The organism is Candidatus Limnocylindrales bacterium, from assembly GCA_035626395.1.
Taxonomy (GTDB): domain Bacteria; phylum Desulfobacterota; class Binatia; order UBA1149; family CAITLU01; genus DASPNH01.
The window spans coordinates 211,676-230,526 of record DASPNR010000007.1; the positions used below are offsets into that span (position 1 = coordinate 211,676).

15 protein-coding genes are annotated in these 18,851 nt (G+C 66.6%); all 15 read right to left on the reverse strand.

Annotated features, from left to right (window positions below; translation table 11 throughout):
• Positions 1 to 9: 9 nt before the first annotated feature.
• The 15 genes from VEC57_04350 to dnaA all read right to left on the reverse strand — a co-directional run bounded on the left by VEC57_04350 (position 10) and on the right by dnaA (position 18,825).
• Entirely contained in the window at positions 10 to 891 is an 882-nt protein-coding gene (locus VEC57_04350; GenBank protein ID HYB98345.1) for a ParB/RepB/Spo0J family partition protein, read from the reverse strand.
• Positions 888 to 1,691 carry a ParA family protein gene (locus tag VEC57_04355; protein HYB98346.1) on the reverse strand — a complete coding sequence of 268 codons (804 nt, stop codon included), beginning with the start codon at positions 1,689 to 1,691 and terminating at the stop codon, positions 888 to 890. The genes VEC57_04350 and VEC57_04355 overlap by 4 nt, the downstream gene beginning before the upstream one ends.
• A gap of 272 nt (positions 1,692 to 1,963) precedes the next feature.
• Positions 1,964 to 2,605, reverse strand: coding sequence for a 16S rRNA (guanine(527)-N(7))-methyltransferase RsmG (gene rsmG, locus VEC57_04360; GenBank protein ID HYB98347.1), 642 nt, complete (start codon positions 2,603 to 2,605; stop codon positions 1,964 to 1,966).
• A complete protein-coding gene (mnmG, locus tag VEC57_04365) occupies positions 2,602 to 4,464 on the reverse strand; it encodes a tRNA uridine-5-carboxymethylaminomethyl(34) synthesis enzyme MnmG (protein ID HYB98348.1) in 1,863 nt (620 codons plus the stop codon). Before mnmG ends, rsmG begins: the two co-directional genes overlap by 4 nt.
• 22 nt (positions 4,465 to 4,486) lie before the next feature.
• A complete protein-coding gene (mnmE, locus tag VEC57_04370; GenBank protein HYB98349.1) occupies positions 4,487 to 5,839 on the reverse strand; it encodes a tRNA uridine-5-carboxymethylaminomethyl(34) synthesis GTPase MnmE in 1,353 nt (450 codons plus the stop codon).
• Between the two features lie 16 nt (positions 5,840 to 5,855).
• Positions 5,856 to 7,355 carry an RNA-binding cell elongation regulator Jag/EloR gene (gene jag / locus VEC57_04375; GenBank protein HYB98350.1) on the reverse strand — a complete coding sequence of 500 codons (1,500 nt, stop codon included), beginning with the start codon at positions 7,353 to 7,355 and terminating at the stop codon, positions 5,856 to 5,858.
• Positions 7,356 to 7,364: 9 nt separating this feature from the next.
• Entirely contained in the window at positions 7,365 to 8,957 is a 1,593-nt protein-coding gene (gene yidC, locus VEC57_04380) for a membrane protein insertase YidC (GenBank protein ID HYB98351.1), read from the reverse strand.
• 45 nt (positions 8,958 to 9,002) lie between these two features.
• The gene (yidD, locus tag VEC57_04385) at positions 9,003 to 9,245 is read right to left on the reverse strand and encodes a membrane protein insertion efficiency factor YidD (protein ID HYB98352.1); all 243 of its coding nucleotides are present in this window, start codon (positions 9,243 to 9,245) and stop codon (positions 9,003 to 9,005) included.
• A 4-nt stretch (positions 9,246 to 9,249) separates the two neighbouring features.
• Positions 9,250 to 9,645 (reverse strand): ribonuclease P protein component, encoded by a 396-nt coding sequence (rnpA, locus tag VEC57_04390; GenBank protein ID HYB98353.1) that lies wholly within the window; start codon positions 9,643 to 9,645, stop codon positions 9,250 to 9,252.
• A complete protein-coding gene (gene rpmH, locus VEC57_04395) occupies positions 9,608 to 9,769 on the reverse strand; it encodes a 50S ribosomal protein L34 (GenBank protein ID HYB98354.1) in 162 nt (53 codons plus the stop codon). The genes rnpA and rpmH overlap by 38 nt, the downstream gene beginning before the upstream one ends.
• A gap of 136 nt (positions 9,770 to 9,905) precedes the next feature.
• Entirely contained in the window at positions 9,906 to 10,907 is a 1,002-nt protein-coding gene (locus tag VEC57_04400; protein HYB98355.1) for an NAD(P)H-dependent glycerol-3-phosphate dehydrogenase, read from the reverse strand.
• A 7-nt stretch (positions 10,908 to 10,914) separates the two neighbouring features.
• Positions 10,915 to 13,374, reverse strand: coding sequence for a DNA gyrase subunit A (gene gyrA / locus VEC57_04405; GenBank protein HYB98356.1), 2,460 nt, complete (start codon positions 13,372 to 13,374; stop codon positions 10,915 to 10,917).
• A 4-nt stretch (positions 13,375 to 13,378) separates the two neighbouring features.
• Positions 13,379 to 15,835: a DNA topoisomerase (ATP-hydrolyzing) subunit B gene (gene gyrB / locus VEC57_04410; protein ID HYB98357.1), complete on the reverse strand. Its 2,457-nt coding sequence runs from the start codon at positions 15,833 to 15,835 to the stop codon at positions 13,379 to 13,381.
• 248 nt (positions 15,836 to 16,083) lie between these two features.
• Positions 16,084 to 17,199, reverse strand: coding sequence for a DNA polymerase III subunit beta (gene dnaN / locus VEC57_04415; protein ID HYB98358.1), 1,116 nt, complete (start codon positions 17,197 to 17,199; stop codon positions 16,084 to 16,086).
• A gap of 288 nt (positions 17,200 to 17,487) precedes the next feature.
• A complete protein-coding gene (gene dnaA / locus VEC57_04420; protein ID HYB98359.1) occupies positions 17,488 to 18,825 on the reverse strand; it encodes a chromosomal replication initiator protein DnaA in 1,338 nt (445 codons plus the stop codon).
• Positions 18,826 to 18,851 lie beyond the last annotated feature (26 nt).

Genomic DNA, 18,851 nt, shown 5'->3' on the forward strand with positions numbered 1-18,851 from the left:
TGTCAAAATTCAGCGCACCGCGACTGACGTCAGCAGATCGATTAGCCGCGTTAATTCTTCGCGGGAGTAGAACTCGAGCTCGATACGGCCTTTGTTGTCACTGCCGCGCAGGCGCACCTTCGTGCCCAGACTACGGCTCAGCGACTGCTCCATGAGCGACGATGGACGTTTTTTCTTCGCTGCCGCCCCCTGCGTGCTGATCTGGCCATCGACCTGCGTCCAATCCTTCACCAGCTGCTCGGCATCGCGGACGGAAAGGCCCCGGCGAACGATCGCCTGCATGGCTTCGATCTGGCGAGCCGCCGTAGGCAGCGCCAGCAGCGGCCGCGCATGGCCTTCGGTGATCAGACCCTGCTCCAAACCTTCGAGCACCGGCTGCGGCAACGCGAGAAGGCGCAACGTGTTGGCAATTGCGGACCTCGACTTCCCGATTCTGCGCGCGATGTCATCCTGGGTGTGGCCATGGGTCTCCAGTAGCCGCTCGTACGCGCGTGCGCGCTCCAGCGCTCCGAGGTCTTCGCGCTGAATGTTCTCGACCAGCGCCAGCTCCAGGTGCTCGGAGTCCGACGACGCCTCTCGCAGCACCACCGGAACCTTCTCCAGGCCTGCGCGCGCCGCTGCGCGCAACCTTCGTTCGCCCGCAATGAGCTCGTAGCTGCCGCCGCGGGCAACGACCACCAGCGGCTGGAGGATCCCATTCTCGCGGATGGACGCTGCCAGGTCGTCGAGCTGAGCGTCATCGAACCGCCGCCGGGGCTGACCGCGACCGGCAACGACCCTCTCGATCGGCACCAATAGCGGCTTCCCTGAATTTACGCCCCCATCCCGGGGCTGCCCCTGCTCGTTCCCAGCAAAAATCGCATCCAAGCCTCTGCCCAATGGCTGCCTCATCCCAACTGCCCTCCCTGCATCCGCGCCTCGCCCTGGCGACGCGCGGCCATCTGAAGAATCTCCCGTGCGACCTGCCGATAGGCGGCCGAACCCGTCGACGCGGGATCGTAGACAACGACGGGAATGCCATGCGAGGGGCTTTCGCTGATCCGGACGTTGCGAGGCACCATCGCGTGCAGCACCTTGTCGGCGAAATGGCCGCGCACCTCCTGGGCGACCTGACGGCTGAGGGAGGTGCGTGAGTCGTACATCGTCAGTAGGATCCCGAGAACCTCGAGCTGCGGATTGAACGCGGCCCGCACCCGCTCGATCGTCTCTAGCAGGGCGCCCAGGCCCTCGAGCGCGTAGAACTCGCACTGCAACGGTACGAGGACGCCGTCGGCGCAGGACAGCGCGTTCAGCGTCAGCATCCCAAGCGCAGGCGGGCAATCTATGAGGACGAACTCGTACGCTTCTCGGGCGGGGTCGAGCTTCTCGCGCAGGCGCCACTGCCGGTCCTTGGCCGCGACCAGCTCGATCTCGGCCCCAGCGAGGTCGCGGGTGGCGCATACGAGGTCCAGCCCTGGAACAGCCGTCGGCTTGGCAGCCGCGTGCACCGACAGGTCGGCCGTCAGAAGCTCATAGGAGGAGGCGCCGGACTGGCGCGCCTCGCCGAGCCCGCTGGTCGCGCTTCCCTGGGAATCGAGATCGATCAGCAGGGTTCGGTGCTTCTCGAGCGCAAGTGCCGCGCCGAGGTTGACGGCCGTCGCCGTCTTACCGACCCCGCCTTTCTGATTGGCTACGGCAATCGTCAGGCCCATACCACCACCACAACCGCAACGACATCCGATGCCGCGGTTCTTCGCTGGCTACCACAGCACCCGACCGAAAGCTAAAGACCGTCGCACAGCCGATCGATGTTTCACGTGAAACACACGGCGGCCGGCATAGGCCCGTGTCCGGTACGGGCACGCGGAAAGGCGAGACGATGTTTCACGTGAAACGTGCTGGACCCGCCGACCCCGGCAGCATCGAACTTTGGGAGCGCCGGGACGGCCGCTGCGCCTTCCGTAGGCAGGTCGCCGCGTCGCGGCTACGTCTCTCGGCGCAATTTCACGAGCAGCCGCGCTTCGTTGCCGCCGGGCAGCACGTAGCGGCGTTCCTCCGCAACCCGCAGCGACGCGGTCGCCTTCATGGCCTCCACGTCGGCGGACGAGCTCGGCGCGGACATCACGATGAGGCTGCCCCCGGCGCTCAGCAGCGGCTCCGCCAGCGCGGGCATCTCGTCCGGCGCCCGGAACGCGCGCGAGACGACGGTATCGAATACCCGGCCGGTAGCGGTCAGGCCGCCCACGTCCATCTCCACGATCTCGCACGGCACGGCGATCTCTCGCACCGCCTCGCTCAGGAAGCTGCAGCGGCGCCGGTTCGACTCGACCAGCGCGACTTGCACGTCATCTCGCGCGATGGCCAGCGGGATCCCGGGCAGGCCTCCACCGGTGCCGAGGTCGGCCACAGAGCCGGCCGAAACCACGGGAACGATCGCTAGCGAGTCCAGCAGGTGGAGCCGAACGGCGTCCTCCGGAGCGACCCGCGTCAATCGTGCCGTTCGATTCCAGGCGTAGAGGAGGTCCAGGAACGCAAGCAGCTTTTCGACGGCCGGCGCCGGCAGCGCGACCGCGAGCTCGGCCGCTCCACGCTCCAGCTGCTCGCGTCGTTGGACACGGCTCGTCACGAGACCTGACGCCGTCGCTTGAGGTGAAGCGCCAGCGCAGTCACTGCCGCCGGAGTGATCCCACTGATCCGGGCCGCCTGGCCGAGCGAGCGTGGCTCCAGCCGCTGCAGCTTCTCGGTGGCCTCGGCAGAAAGCCCATGGACATCGCCGTAGCTCATCCCCTCGGGGATGCGTGCAGCTTCCAGCCCCTGAAGCCTTTGCACTTCGTCCTGCTGCCGGCGGACATATCCGTCGTAGGCCGCGTCGATCTCGAGCTGCTGCTCGACGGCGCGCGTAAAGCGCGGCAGGCCCGCCAGCGGCGCCAGCGCTGCATACGTCATGCCCGGACGCTTGAGCAGCTCGAACGCGGAGGACGTGCCGACCAGAGCCGCCTGGCCCATCGCTTCCAACGCACCGTTGGTCTGCTGCGTCGGGCGGACGCGGGTAGAGCGCAGCGCCGCAACGCCAGCAGCGATTTCCTCGCGCTTCCGACGCATCCTGCGCACGCGATCCGCCGGAAGGAGCCCGACGTCCGCTGCGTGCTCGCCGAGCCGAAGGTCCGCGTTGTCCTCGCGTAGCAGAAGCCGGAACTCGGCGCGGGACGTGAACATCCGATATGGCTCGCCGTCGACGCCGCGCGTGACGAGGTCGTCGATCAGAACGCCGATATAGGCAGCGCAACGGTCCAGAATGAGCGGCTCGCGGCCCTGAAGCTCGAGCGCCGCGTTGATCCCCGCCATCAGTCCTTGCGCCGCGGCCTCCTCGTAACCGGTGGTGCCGTTGATCTGGCCCGCCAGGTAGAGCCCCGGCACTTCCTTGACGCATAGCGCGGAGGTGAGCTGGGTCGGCACAACGTAATCGTACTCGATGGCATATCCGGCACGCACGATGATCGCCCGCTCCAGCCCCGCGATCGTGCGGACGAAATCCTTCTGCACCGCCAGCGGCAACGAGGTCGACAGGCCGTTGGGGTAGACCTCGCTGGTGTCGAGCCCTTCGGGCTCCAGGAAGATCCGGTGCCGGTCGCGATCCGGGAACTTCATCACCTTGTCTTCGATCGAAGGGCAGTACCGCGGCCCTCGTGATGAGATGGTCGCGTTGTAAATCGGCGACTTATCGATGGAATCCCGGATGACGGCGTGCGTGTTTACATTCGTGTACGTAACATGGCACGACACCTGCGGCAGCCCGGGCCGTTCGCCGTCGAACGAAAAGCCCTCCGGCTCGCACTCGCCCGGCTGCTCTTCGAGCCGAGCGTAGTCGATGGTGCGGCCATCCAGACGCGGACACGTGCCGGTCTTCAGTCGGCCCGTCACCAGCCCGAGCCGCTCGAGAGCTGCCGTCATTCCCGTCGCTGCCGCGTCCCCGGCCCGGCCTCCGCTTTGCCGGCGGTCGCCGACGTGCATGAGACCATTCAGGAACGTTCCCGTGGTCAGAATGACTGCGCGCGCACCGATGCGCTCACCGTGCTCGGTCTGCACGCCACGCACGCGGCCGTTGCTGACGATCAGATCGATGGCGTGCGCCTGCATGGTCACCAGATTGGCGGTGGATTCGACCACGCGCTTCATGCGAAGGCGGTAGCGCGCCTTGTCCGCCTGGGCGCGCGACGCCTGCACGGCCGGCCCCTTGCGTGTGTTGAGCTTGCGGAACTGGATGCCGCATTCGTCGATGGCACGGCCCATTTCACCGCCGAGCGCATCGATCTCGCGCACGAGATGGCCCTTGCCGATCCCGCCGATGGCGGGGTTGCACGACATCTGTCCGACGCTATCCAGGCTCATGGTCAGCATCAGCGTGCGCTGCTGCAGCCGCGCACACGCCAGCGCCGCCTCGATTCCCGCATGCCCGGCCCCGACGACGATCACATCGAAATCCATGTTGGTCCCTCGTACCCGTGCTTCACTTTCCGATGCAGAACTCGGCGAAGATGACGTCCAGCACCTCCTCGTTGTCCGTCGGCTCCGTCAGCGATGCCAGCGCGTGGAGAGCCGTCCGCAGCTCCAGCGCGGCAATCTCGGCGGCGGTCTCTCGCTCCATGGCGGCGCACGCAGCGTTCAGGCTGGCTCGCACGTCGGCGAGCGCGGTGCGATGACGAACGCGGCTGATGCACGTCGGCTGCGCCTCCAGCAACTGCGCCGTCAAGTGCTTGAGCCGCTCCGCCAGCTCCTCGCACCCTTGTCCGGTAAGAGCGCTGGTAGCCACCGCCGTCACGCCATCGCAGACAGCGCCTCGGCCAGCCATCGCCGGCAGATCGCTCTTGTTCTGGACGAGCAGGTGCGGCCTGCCAGCGAGCTGCGACAGCCAGGCCAGGTCCTGCGGCGCCACCGGCCGCGAAGCGTCGACGACATAGAGCACGATGTCCGCCTCATCGACCGCGCGGCGCGCTCGTGAAACCGCCTCGTTCTCGGCAATGCTGCTCGAGTCGCGCAGCCCCGCGGTGTCCGTCAGTACCAGGGCCAGCCCGCCCAGATCGACCGTCTCCTCCACCACGTCGCGAGTGGTGCCGGCCTCGTCGGTCACGATCATGCGCTGGCTGCCGAGCAGACGATTGATGAGGCTGGATTTGCCGGCGTTCGGCCGTCCAGTGACTACGACACGCAAGCCCTCGCGGTGGCGTCGCGCGGCATCGAAGCCGGCCAGGAGCGCGTCGATGTCGGCCGCGATCTCGGCGACCGCGGCGCGCCGGTTCGGCCAGTTCTCGTCGGGAAGCTCGTCGTCGGAGAAATCGACGTGCGCCTCCACGTCGGCAAGCACGGCCACGATGCGCGAGCGGATTTCCATCATCCGCCGCGACAGCGCTCCCTGAAGCTGCTCCCAGGCCGCGCGGGCGCCGGCAGAGATGCGCGCGTCGATCAGGTCGGCAACCGCCTCCGCCTGCAGCAGGTCCATTCGGCCATTGAGCACGGCGCGGCGGCTGAATTCGCCGCCCTCTGCGGCACGCGCCCCGCACGTCATGGCCGCCTGCAACACCTGCTCGACCACCAGCGGCGAGCCATGGCACTGGAGCTCGAGCATGTCCTCGCCCGTGTACGTGCGCGGAGCCGGGAAGAAGACGGCCAGCGCTTCATCGATGGGTCGCTCGGCCACGATCGTGCCGTGCCGCATCTGCCAGCCACGCCAGCTGCCGGCGCGCGTCGGGCGGAAGATGCGGTCGGCGATCGTGCGGCAGTCGGGCCCGCTCAGGCGAACGATGGCAATGGCCCCTCGTCCCGGCGGCGTGGCGCACGCGACGATGGTGTCGGCGCGGTACATGCGCCGCGCCTGCGCCTCAGCGCTCCTGCTCGGGGTCGGCCGAAGAATCGTGCAGGTCGCCGGGCCCTTCCTCATCTTCCATCGAGCCGGCACGCTCGGCCTCGGCCATGGCGGCCGCACCCATTCCGGCTGGGGCCACGATCATGCGTCGGTAGAACCCGGCGCCGAGCGCGCGCACCTCCACGTCGGCTTCGGCGGCGAGCGCCTGCTGGAAGAACTTACGGTCGCGTGGGCTCATGGGACTGACCTGCACGGTACGCTGCTCGCCGAGCGCCCGCCCGCGCAGACGCTGCGCGAGATCGATGAGCGCTTCGCGCCGCCGGCGCCGATAGTCGCCGATGTCGAGCAGCACGCGCCCGTCCCCGGAGCCTTCGCCGCGCATGACCATGCGATTGACGATGTGCTCGAGCGAGTCGAGCGTCTGGCCGCGGCGTCCGATGAGCAGGCCTTCGCTATCGGCACGAACGGAGACGACGACCTCTCCGACGACGTCGTCGATCTCGGCGGCCACGTCGCAGGGGAAGCCCATCCGGCTCATCAGATCCTGCACGATCTGCAGAGCCCGCTCACGCGCCGTTTCAAGATCGACGCTCTCGCCGGCGGCGCCGCGGGCCTCCTCGGCGTCGCTGCCCGGCTCCGGTCCAGGCTCGGCACTCGACATTCCGCCGAGACTGGAGGCCGGCGTCGGCTCGGCTGCAGCGCCTTGGCCGGCTGCACCCTCTGCGGAGCTGTCGTTGCGCGTCCAACGCGGCAGTTCGGCTCGCTGCGCCGGCTCCGGCAGGTGCTCTCGGTTTTCCGATTCCGCGCCGGGTGACGCCGCATCCGCCTGTCTCGTTTCGCCGCGCGGACGTTCGCCGCGCGGCTCCTGCGAGCGGCCGCGTCTGTCGCGGCCCTCGCCGCCCTGGCCGCGGCCGCCCCGTCGATCGCGACCGCCGCGTTCACCACGGCCGCGCTCCTCTCGCGGGCGCTCCTCTCGCGGCCGCTCCTCTCGCGGGCGCTCCTGGTTCTGACGCTCGTCCCTGCCGCGCTCGTCGCGAGGACGGTCCTCGCGGCGCTGGTCATCGCGACCGCGGCCGCGCTGCTCCTCTCGCGGCCGCTTCTCACGATCGCGGTCGCGCTGCCGCCCGCGCTGGTCTTCCCGGGGTCGTTGCTCTTCGCGGCCGCCACGCTGCTCGCGGCCGCCGCTGTCGGCTCGCCGCTCTTTCTCTTCGGGCGCGCGGGTCTCGCCGCCCTCGGCGCGAGTCCCTCGGCCGCGGCCGCCGCGGCGGCGCCGGCGCCGCGGTTTCTCCGACAGGTCGCTGGAGGCCGACATGTCGAACTCCTCTCCGTCCAGCATCACTCCGCGGCGCAGCGTCGCACGCACCTTGGCACGCCGTGCGCCGATACCGAGAAACCCGGCGCGAGGATGATGGACGATTTCGATGTCGACTTTGTCGCGGCTGGTGCCGAGCTGGTTGAGCGCCACTTGAATGGCCTCATCGATGGTTCGGCCCTGCGCTTCGATGGTCGTGGACATGACGGTACCCTAGCTGGCCTGACGGTTGGACAGGTATTGCTGCCCGATCGACAGGATGTTGTTGGAGAGCCAGTAGAGCACCAGACCGGCGGGGAAGTTCACGAACATCACCGTGAAGATCACGGGCATGAAGAGCATCATGCGCTGTTGCGTGGGATCCGCCGTACTCGGCGTCATCTTTTGCTGAACGATCATGCTGGCGCCCATGAGCAGCGTCAGGACCGGTATGCCCGGCGGCGACAGGAATGGAATGGCCAGGTGTCCGAGCCTGTCGGGTTGGGAGAGATCGTCGATCCAGCCGAAGAACGGTGCGTGCCTGAGCTCGATGGCTTGTAGCAAAACGTTGTAGAGGCCGACGAAGACCGGCAGCTGCAGCAACATGGGCAGGCATCCCGCGAGCGGGTTGACCTTGTGCCGCCGGTACAGCTCCATCATCTCGCGATTGAGCTTTTCGCGATCGTCCTTGAAGCGCTCCTGGATCTTCTGGATCTCGGGCTGGATGCGCTGCATGCCCTTCATGGCCTCGATCTGCCTCTTGTTGACCGGGTAGAAGAGCAGGCGGACTGCGATGGTGAGCAGAATGATGGCCCAGCCGTAGTTGCCGACGACGCGCTCGATCAGCAGCAGCGCCCACATCAGCGGCTTGGCGATGATCCAGAACCATCCGAGGTCGATGGCCTGGTCGAGGTCATGCCCGAGCTTCTCCAGCTCGGGCATGCTCTTGGGCCCGATGTACATCTGGTACTGGACCCGCTCGGTTGGCGCGGTCGACCACAGCGTTGCCTGGCCGGCGCCGTCGCCCGTGGCCGCGATCAGCTTGGCCGGCACCGGCTCCTCGGGGACGTACGCCGCCAGGAAGTAGTGCTCGGCATAGCCGGCCCAGGAGAAGCGGCCCTCGAGCACCGCCGGCTCCGTCAGGCCATTGGCGGCGAAGAACTGCAGGTCCATGTCCACGTAGGCGACCGGTCCCTCGTTGGCTGCCTGGCTGCTGTCGGCCGTCAGTCCGCGCGACCACGAGACGCCGATCGGCGTGGCACCCAGGCCCTTGGCCTCTACGGTATACCCGAGAAGGTAGCTGCCGCCGCGCAGCTCGAGCGTCTTCGAGACCGTCCCGCCCGAGGCCGTGCGGCCAACCATCGTTACCGTGGCGGTCTGTCCTGGACCGACCTCGGTCGCCGTGGACTTGAGCTCATAGGCAATGGCCCGGTCATCGACGACGCCGCCCGTCGCGCTGCGCCACACCACGGCGAGCGGTTTCGCGCCATCGGCGTGAATGAGATCGTAAGGACCGCTCTCGGGGTCGGCGGTGGCAGGATACTTGTTGAGCTCAAAGCTGGTCAGGCGGCCGCCGCGCGAGACGAAGACGGCACGGTAAAGGTCCGTGCGGACCTCGAGCGTCGGGCCGGGCGGGGCGGCGGCATCAGCGGCCGGCTCGGGGGCGCCGCTGGCAGCGACGTCCGAAACCGCGTTCGGTGCTTCGGGCGAGCTTGCACTGGTGGTCTGCTGCGCGTCCGGAGCAGGCGGCGGCGCAGGGACCAGGAGCTGGAATCCGACCAGGATCGCCAGCGACAGGGCAAGGGCCAGGACTAATCTCGTTTCCACGCAGCCGCCTCCAGCGGCTGCAGCCTGTCCTCGTGGTCCCTGGTTCTACTGAACGGGATCATAGCCTCCCTCGCAAAAGGGATGGCATCGGGCGATGCGCCCGAGCGCGCGCGCGGTGCCGCGCAAAGGTCCGTATCGACGGATCGCTTCGGCAGCATAGCTTGAGCAGGTTGGATGGAATCGACAGCTCGGCCCCAGCACGGGCGAGATCAGCGTCCTGTAGATCGCGATGATCGCGAGAAGGAGGCGGCCGAGCATCTCCATGGGCAGACGACGCGCGGCGAACATCGCATCATCGTTCGCCGCCGCTGTCGGTGTCCCGCTGGAGAACGGCTGCCAACTCGCGTTCCACATCCTTGAAGCCCAGTGTTTCCGCGCCGGCTCTTACGATGACCACGATGTCGGAGCCCGGCTGCAACTTTGTCCGGTGCAATCGAAAAAATTCGCGGACTCGGCGCTTCACTCGGTTCCGCTCCACCGCGCCACCGACCTTGCGGCTCGCGGTGATTCCCAGGCGGGTCTCTCCGGTGGGACTCGGTCCCTGGAGGACGAGGAAGTGCTCTGTCGCTTGGCCGCGTCTGCCGCGCTGGAGTTTGAGAAAGTCCCTGCGCGAGCGGATGCGGTGCGCCCTTGTCAGCCGCTGGTCCGTGCTACCGATGCGCGCGCTTGGCCGGGGTCGTAACGGCAAGCCGCTTGCGTCCCTTCGCCCGACGACGCTTGATCACCAGCCTGCCGCCTGGCGTGGCCATGCGAGCCCTGAAACCATGACGGCGGCGCCGTCGGACATTGCTAGGCTGGTATGTTCTCTTCACGGTGGCAGTTCCCTTGGCGGTGCACCCTGACGGGCGCGCGGTCCCATGACCGCAGCCAGGGGTTTTTGTCAGCGAAGGGTACGCTTGTCAACGCACATCACCGGCTGGACATGGCGGCGTAGGAGGCAGGCGCCTGTCAGTCGAACTCGGGCTTGAGGCGCCGCCGGAACAGTTCCTCGAGCGCCTGGGTGGGCGGCATGTTTTCGTAGAGGACCTTGTAGGCGCACTCGACGATGGGCATCTCGACTCCCTGCCGGTCCGCCAGGTTCTTGACAGATCGCGTATTGCGAACGCCTTCGGCCACCATCCGCATGCTCGAAAGAATCTCGCCGATCGACTCGCCGCGCCCGAGTCTCAGCCCGACCTGCCGGTTTCGCGAGAGGTCGCCCGTGCAGGTGAGCACGAGGTCGCCGATGCCCGACAGCCCCGACATCGTCTCCGGGCGCGCGCCCATCGAAACGGCCAGCCGCATGATCTCGGCCAGCCCGCGCGTGATGGTCGCGGCTCGCGCATTGAGCCCGTAGCCGAGGCCGTCGGATACTCCGGTGGCGATGGCCATGACGTTCTTGACCACGCCGCCGAGCTCGACGCCGACGACGTCGGTGCTGCGGTAGACGCGCAGCATCGGCGCGTGGAAGTAGTGCTGGATGCGTTCGGCGACCTCGTCGGTCTCGGCGGCGGCCACGACCACCGCCGGCTTTCCCGAAGCGACCTCGACCGCGAAGCTCGGCCCCGACAGGCATCCTACACGCGTGCCGTCGCCGACGGCGTCGGAGATCACGCCGTGCATCGTCTTCAGGCTGTCGTCCTCGATGCCCTTGCTGGCCGAAACCACCAGCGCGTCGGGCCGCGTCTCCGACGCAGCGCGCTTCATCGTCTCGGCCATCGCGTGCGAAGGAACCACGGCCACGACCAGCTCGGCCTCGGCCACGGCCTCACGGAGATCGGTAGTGGCGCGCAGCCGCCGACAGAGCGGAACGCCGGGCAGATAGGCGCGGTTCTCGTGGTGCTCGTTGATGGCGCTGGCGACTTCGGCGCCGCGTGACCACAGTGCGACGTCGTAGCCTTTCTCCGAGAGCATCGTGGCCAGGGCAGTTCCCCAGCTGCCCGCTCCGATCACTGCCGCACGCGTGGTCACCGATGAATCACTCCTCGTCGCCGCCGCTTTCCTTCTCCGCTACCGGCGCAACCGAAACCACGTGCTCGCCGGCCTCGACGTCGAGCTTGACGAGCGTGACGCCCTGGGTGTTGCGGCTCATGATCCGCACGTTTTCCATCGCGATGCGGATCATCTTGCCGTCGCTCGTGACGATCATGACCTCGTCCTCGTCGCTGAGGATCTGCAGCACGCCCACGACCGGACCGGTCTTCGGCGTCAGATTCATCGTCTTGACGCCGCTGCCGCCGCGATGGATCAGACGGTAGTCGTCGACCGGGCTGCGCTTGCCCATGCCGTTGGCGGACACCGTCAGCAGCGTCGCGCCGGGCCGCACGATCTCCATCGCCACGACGCGGTCATCCTCGTCCACGTTGACGCCGCGCACGCCGCCGGCGCCGCGGCCCATCGGCCGCACCTCGCTCTCGTTGAACCGCGCGAGCTGTCCGCTGCGCGTCGCGAGCGCCACCTGGTCGTCGCCTGCAGTCAGGCGCGCGGCGATGAGCTCGTCACCGTCGGTCAGGTTGATGGCGATGATGCCGCTGGCTCGGGGGCGGGAGTACTCGAGCAGCGGGGTCTTCTTGACAATGCCCTTGGCGGTCGCGAACAGGACGAACGTATCTTCCGAAAAGTCCCGCACAGGCAGGAACGTCGAGAGCTGCTCGCCGGGCGCGAGCTGCAGGAGGTTGACGATGGCCTTGCCGCGCGCGGCACGGCCCGCCTGCGGAAGCTCGTGCACCTTCTTCCAGTAGACGCGCCCGCGATTGGTGAAGAACAGCACGTAGTCGTGCGTCGAGGCCGTGAACATGTGCTCGACGAAGTCCTCGCCCTTCGTCGTGGCGCCGACCTTGCCGCGGCCTCCGCGGCGCTGCGCGCGATAGAGCGAGACGGCGTTGCGCTTGATGTAGCCTTCGTGGGAGACGGTCACGACCATCTCCTCTTCCACGATCATGTCTTCGATCGTGATCTCGCCGGTCGCGTCCTCGATCTGCGTGCGGCGCTCGTCGCCATACTGCTTGCGCAGCGTCTCCAGGTCGGTGGCGATGATCTTGACGACCTCACGCTCGTCGGCGAGGATCTGCCGCAGCCGTTCGATAACCTTCTGCGTCTCGCGGTACTCCTCGAGAATCTTGTCGCGCTCCAGCCCCGTCAAGCGCTGCAGACGCATGTCGAGAATCGCCTGCGCCTGGATGTCGCTCAGGCCGAAGCTCTTCATCAGGCCGTCCTTGGCGGTCGGCGTATCCTTGGAGCCGCGAATGAGCTTGATCACGGCATCGAGGTTGTCGAGCGCGATCTTCAGGCCTTCGAGCAGATGCAGCCGCGCTTCGGCCTTGCGCAGGTCGAAGACCGTGGCGCGAGTGATGATCTCCTTGCGATGCGCGATGAACTCCTCGAGCATCTGCTTGAGATTGAGGAGCCGCGGGCGGCCCCCGACCAGCGCCAGCATGATGATGCCGAACGAATCCTGCATCGGCGTCTGCTTGTAGAGATTGTTCAGCACCACCAGCGGCACGGCATCGCGCTTGAGCTCGATGACGATGCGCATGCCCTCGCGGTCCGATTCGTCGCGAAGGTCGGAGATCCCGTCGAGCTTCTTGTCGTTGACCAGCTCGGCGATCTTTTCGATCAGCCGCGTCTTGTTGAGCTGGTAGGGGATCTCGGTGACGACGATGCGCGTGCGCCCCGTACGCTCTTCGGTCTCGGTGTTGGCGCGCGCGCGGACGGTCAGGACGCCGCGGCCGGTCTTGTACGCATCGACGATGGGCTGGCGGCCGTAGATGATGCCGCCGGTCGGGAAATCAGGACCCTTGACGATCCGCAGCAGCTTCTCGATCTTGATGTCGGGATCATCCATGACGGCGAGCAGCGCGTCACAAATCTCGCCGAGGTTGTGCGGTGGAATGTTGGTTGCCATTCCCACGGCGATGCCGGCCGATCCGTTCACGAGCAGGTTCGGGAGCCGCGCCGGCAGCACCGCGGGCTCGTGCGTCGTCTCGTCGTAGTTGGGGACGAACTCGACGGTCTCCTTGTCGATGTCCGCCAGCATGTCTGCGGCGATGCGCGCCAGGCGCACCTCCGTGTACCGCATCGCGGCCGGTCGGTCGCCGTCGACGGAACCGAAATTGCCCTGACCGCTGATCAGCGGGTAGCGCAGCGAGAAGTCCTGCGCCATGCGCACGATCGTGTCGTAGACCGCGGTGTCGCCGTGCGGATGGAATTTGCCGATGACGTCGCCGACGACGCGCGCCGACTTCTTGGGCGGCTTGTTCCATTCGTTGCCGAGCTCGCTCATCGCGTACAGGACGCGGCGGTGCACGGGCTTGAGTCCGTCGCGGACGTCGGGCAGGGCGCGCCCGACGATCACGCTCATGGCGTAGTCCATGTAGGACGTACGCATCTCGTCCTCGATGGTGACGGGAACCGGTGGGAACTTGCCGATCGGTGCCATCGGCTCAGACGTCGAGGTTACGGACGTTCAGGGCATTGTCCTCGATGAAGCGGCGACGGCCTTCGACTTCCTCGCCCATCAGCTTGTCGAACATCTCCTGCGCCTCGTATTCGTTGTCGAGCCGCACTTGCAGGAGCGTGCGCATCTCGGGGTCCATCGTCGTCGCCCACAGCTGCTCGGGATTCATCTCGCCGAGACCCTTGTAGCGCTGGATGTCCGTGCCCTTGCGCGCGTTGGCCATGATGGTGTCGTGGAGCTCCTTGAGCGTGGCCACTTCCTGCTCCGTCTTGCCGAACGTGACGACGTAGGGGGCCTTGCCGATGCTGGAGATGCCCGTGATCAGGCGCCGCAGGCGCAGGAACTCGGGTGACTCGAGCAGCGCCTTGTCGACCAGCGTACGCGAAGCCGCGCCGTTGAGGCGGCAGACGACAGTGAAGCGCTCGCAGTTGTGCTCGCTGTCCTGCGAATACTCGGCGTGCGCCGGTTCCAGCTCCGGGTGCTGCTGCACGAGCTCGGCCAGCATCGCGTCCACCGCCGTGCGCAGCGCCTGAGGGTCGGCGAGCAGCGCCGGGCCCATCGCGTCGGTGCCGGCCAGGATCGAAGTGACGTCGCGGTGGCGGCGCTTTTTCTCGAGGAGCTCGAGCAGACGGTCGATCTCGGCGAGTTCCTTGAGGACTTTCTTGAGTTGGTCGCCGGCGACGCTGCGTCCCGCGCCCTTCGACTTCACCTTGACGTCCTCGACGCCGAGGTCGATCAGGTAATCCGCAAGCGTTCCCTCGTCCTTGAGGTAGCGTTCGGACTTGCCGCGGCGCACGCGGAACAGCGGCGGCTGTGCGATGAAGACGTGGCCCTCGGCAATGAGCTCGCGGAAGTGCCGATAGAAGAACGTCAGCAGCAGCGTGCGGATGTGCGAGCCGTCCACGTCGGCGTCGGTCATGATGACGATCGTGTGGTAGCGAAGCTTCTCGACGTTCTTCTCGTCGCCGTCGCCGATGCCCATCCCGAGCGCGGTGATCAGGACGCGGATCTCTTCGGAGGAGATCGTGCGGTCGAAGCGGGCGCGCCAGACGTTCAGGATCTTGCCCTTGAGCGGCAGGATGGCCTGGAAACGGCGGTCGCGGCCCTGCTTGGCCGACCCTCCTGCGGAATCGCCCTCGACGATGTAGAGCTCGCTGCGCGAAGGATCGCGTTCCTGGCAGTCGGCGAGCTTGCCGGGCAGCGATGCGGAATCGAGCGCTCCCTTGCGGCGCGCCAGCTCCTTGGCCTTGCGTGCGGCCAGGCGCACGCGCGCAGCCTCGAGCGCCTTGTTGGCGACCTTGCGCGCATCGCCCGGGTTTTCCTCGAAGTACGTCGCCAGGTGCTCGTTGATCAGCGCTTCCACGAGGCCCTTGACCTCGCTGTTGCCGAGCTTGGTCTTGGTCTGCCCTTCGAACTGCGGCTCGGGAACCTTCACCGACAGCACCGCCGTAAGGCCTTCGCGGCAGTCGTCGCCTTCGATAGCCTCGTCACCCTTCTTCACGATGTTGTTGGCGGTGGCGTAGTTGTTGATCGTGCGCGTCAGCGCCGACCGGAAGCCGGAAAGATGCGTGCCGCCTTCGATCGTGTTGATGTTATTGGCGAAGGTGTAGACGTTCTCGGAATAGCCGGAGTTCCACTGCATCGCGATTTCGATCTCGATGCCCGAGCGCTTGCCCGAAAGGTAGATGACCTTGTTGTGGATCGGCTGCTTCTTTCCGCCCAGATGCTCGACGAAGGAGACGATGCCGCCCTCGTAGAAGAACTCCTGTTTCTTGGCGCCCGCACGCTCGTCCTCGAGCGAGATGCGTACGCCGCGATTCAGGAACGCGAGCTCACGCAACCGGCTGGCCAGCAGGTCGAAGCTGAACTCGGTGGTCTCGAAGATGTCGCTGTTGGGCAGGAAGTGCACCGTCGTGCCACGCTTGGTCGTCGTGCCGACTTCGGCGAGCGGCGCTTCGGGAACGCCGATCTTGTAGCGCTGCTGCCAGACCTTGCCGTCGCGCCGGATCTCGACCTCGAGCCAATGCGACAGCGCATTGACGACGGAGACACCGACGCCGTGGAGGCCGCCGGAGACGGCGTACGACTTCTTGTCGAACTTGCCGCCCGCGTGCAGCTTGGTCAGCACGACCTCGGCGGCCGAGACGCCTTCGGTCGGATGAATTTCGACCGGTATGCCGCGGCCGTTGTCGGTGACGGTGATGCTGTTGTCGACGTGGATCTCGACTTCGATCGTGTCGCAGTGGCCGGCGAGTGCTTCGTCGATCGAGTTGTCGACGACCTCGAACACGAGATGGTGGAGGCCGCGCTCGCCGGTGTCGCCGATATACATGCCGGGGCGCTTGCGGACGGCCTCCAGGCCCTCCAGCACCTTGATGGCATCGGCGCCGTAGTCGTTCGGGCCGGCCGTCTTGCCTATTTGCGCTGCCTTCTCTGCTGCCATTCGCCAATCAGCCTGGGCGCTGCCTGCATTGCGACGAGCCACCGTCGCCACAGGCCGCCATGGGGACCCGAACTCTCCTCGGAGAATTGATCGTAGGTATCAGTGACCCGCGCTGAAGTAAAGCCGAGACCTGCGCGCAGCCTCAATGATTCCTACTGTATTTTCAGCAGGTTACGCGCGAGCTGGCGGCCTGGGCGCAGACTAAGGCGGCTTCCCCGCCGGTGCCCTGTGCAGGCGGCGGCGGCGCCTCAGATGCGCATCGGCATGACCACGTAGCTGTAGCTCGGGTCGGCCCCTCGGATGACGCCGGGGCTCAGCTGGTCGCCGAGCCCGATCTCGACTTTGGAGCCTTCCGGCAGCACCTGCAGCACCTCCTGGAGGTAGCGGGCGTTGAACCCGATCTCCAGAGCGGCACCGCCGTACTCGACCTCCAGGTCCTCGCGCGCCTCGCCGACATCGGGATCATTGGCGCTGATTTCCAGGCGGCCGGGGCTGACACCGAAGCGGATGCCGCGGGCGCGCTCGCTCGACAGCAGGGATACCCGGCGCACCGTCTGCAGAAGCGCATCGCGATCGACCTGCAGGAGATTGGGGCTCTCCTTCGGCACCACCTGCTTGTAGTCGGGGAAGGTCCCCTCGACCAGGCGCATGCTCAGCGTGCAGCCCGGAAGGTCGAGCGTGGCCTCGCTCGCCGAGACCTTCAGCGTCACCGTCCCTGTCGTCTCCGGCAGCAGCTTGAGAACTTCGCTGAGCCCCTTGCGCGGAAGGATCACGCCTTCCTTCAGCGCCCCGCCCTTGGTCTTGCGGTCGATCATCGCGAGGCGGTGGCCGTCGGTCGCGACCATCCGCAGCATTCCCTTCTTGGCGCCGGCGTCCAGGTGCACACCGGCCAGGTTCGAGCGCGTGTCGTCGTGGGAGACCGAAAAGACCGTCTTGGTGATCATCTCGGCGAGCTCGGCGGCGTCGAGCTCGAAGGTCGGAGCGTCGGCGCCGTTCGGGCCTCCCGAAGGCATGCCCGGGTGATCCGCTGGGTCGATGCCGGCCAGCCGGAAGTTGGAACGGCCGTAGGAGACGCCAACCCAGTTGTTGTCGAGACTGCGGACGGTGATCTCGGGCGAGCTGGACTCGCGGACGATCTCGAAGAGCTTTCTCGCCGAGAGGGCGATGGCGCCGGGCTCGCTCGTCTTGGCGGGGCAGGTCTGGCGCAGGCTGACCTCGAGGTCGGTCGCGACGACGGCCAGCCCGTCGGCTCCGGCCTCGATGACCAGATTGGCCAGAATGGCCATCGCATGACGCCGATCGACCACACCCTGAGTGCGGCCGAGGAGTCGCAGAAAGTCTTCGCTGCCGATCGTGATGTTCATGGCCTGCGTCCGGATCCGTTCCTCATAAAAAAGGATCTCTTCTTATTTGCTGTTAATGGCTGGCCGCCAGCCCGGGGATATCCGGCTGAAGGGCTCGATGTTGCGAAGGAAATTCGCGCAGAGCCCTTGTGCGGTCACGCGCAAGGGCAGGTGCATAGCCCTTCCGCCTCGGCATGGGAAGCCGCTACCGCACCAGCCAGCGACATCTTCTGCAAAGCTTGTCCACGGCGGACGCGCACGGTGCTCTGCGCTCATGGCTCGCGCCGGCGCGGGACGCGCCGCAGCGGTTCAGACGCAGCCGATCCGCTTGCTGACGGTGTCCAGAAGAAGACGGAAGCGTGCATCCTCGCGACGTCGGCGCTCCACGGACTGGCAGGCATGAATGACCGTCGAATGATCACGGCCGCCGAGGTGGTTGCCGATCGCAGGATAGGACGCGCCGCCGAACTGTCGCATCAGGTACATCGCGACCTGTCGCGCTTCTGCAATTTTCTTGGTGCGCCGTCTCGCTTTGAGATCACCGGCGCGCAACCCGAAGTGAGAGGCGACGCCCTTCTCGACGGCGTCGAGAGTGATGACGCGTGCCTCCTCCGGATAGATGCCGGCCAGGAGCTCGGAGGCCAGCTGTCGGTCCAGGAGCCGCCCGTTGAGCGATGCATGGGCGCTGATGCGCGTCAGCGCGCCCTCCAGATCGCGAATGTTGGTGTCGACCTTGCCGGCAATGAATGCCGCGACGTCCATCGGCAGCTCGACGCCTTCGGCGCGCGCCTTGCGCTCCAGAATCGCGATGCGGGTTTCGACGTCGGGCGTTTGGATGTCGGCGACGAGCCCCCAACCGAAACGGTTGCAGAGACGCTCCTCGACTCCTTGCAGCTCGTTCGGGAACTTGTCGCAGGTCAGAACGATCTGGCGGCCGCTTTCGTAGAGCGCGTTGAAGACGTGGAAGAACTCTTCCTGGGTCCGTTCGCGCCCGGCCAGGAACTGGACGTCATCGATGATGAGCAGATCGACGCGGCGCAGCCTGTTCTTGAACGCGGGCGCCTTGTTGCGCGCGATCGCCTCGATCAGCTGGTTGGTGAAGTGGTCGGCCGACAGGAACAGGACGCGCGCGTCTGCATCGTTGGCCAGGACGGCATGCCCGATTGCGTTGGCGAGGTGCGTCTTGCCGAGGCCTACGCCTCCGTAGAGAAAAAACGGGTTGTACAGAGTGCCCGGCTGCTGCGCCACGGCCATGGCTGCCGCCCGGGCGAACTGGTTGCTGGGCCCGATGACGAAGTTCTCGAAGTCGTAACGGTCGATGAGCCCGCTCGGATTGGAGCTGCGCTTGAGCGTGATGCGCTTGCTCTTGTCGTCGGCATACTCCTTGAAGAGCTCGCCCTGCTGACCGCTGCCATCCCACGTGAACGTGAACGTGGTTTCCTTTCCATGCGCCTCGACCCAGGCGGTAGTGAGGAGCTCGAGGTAGTTCTCCTCCAGCCAGGATGCGAACAGCCGATTGGGGACGGAGATTTCGAGGTTCTCCCCGCTGAGAGAGACCGGAACCAGCGGCCGGATCCAGCTCTCGAACTCATCGTGGTCCAGTTGCCGACGAAGCGAGCTAACAGCCCGATTCCAAACGTCTTCCAACTGGCTACGTGAAGGAATCTGCACCT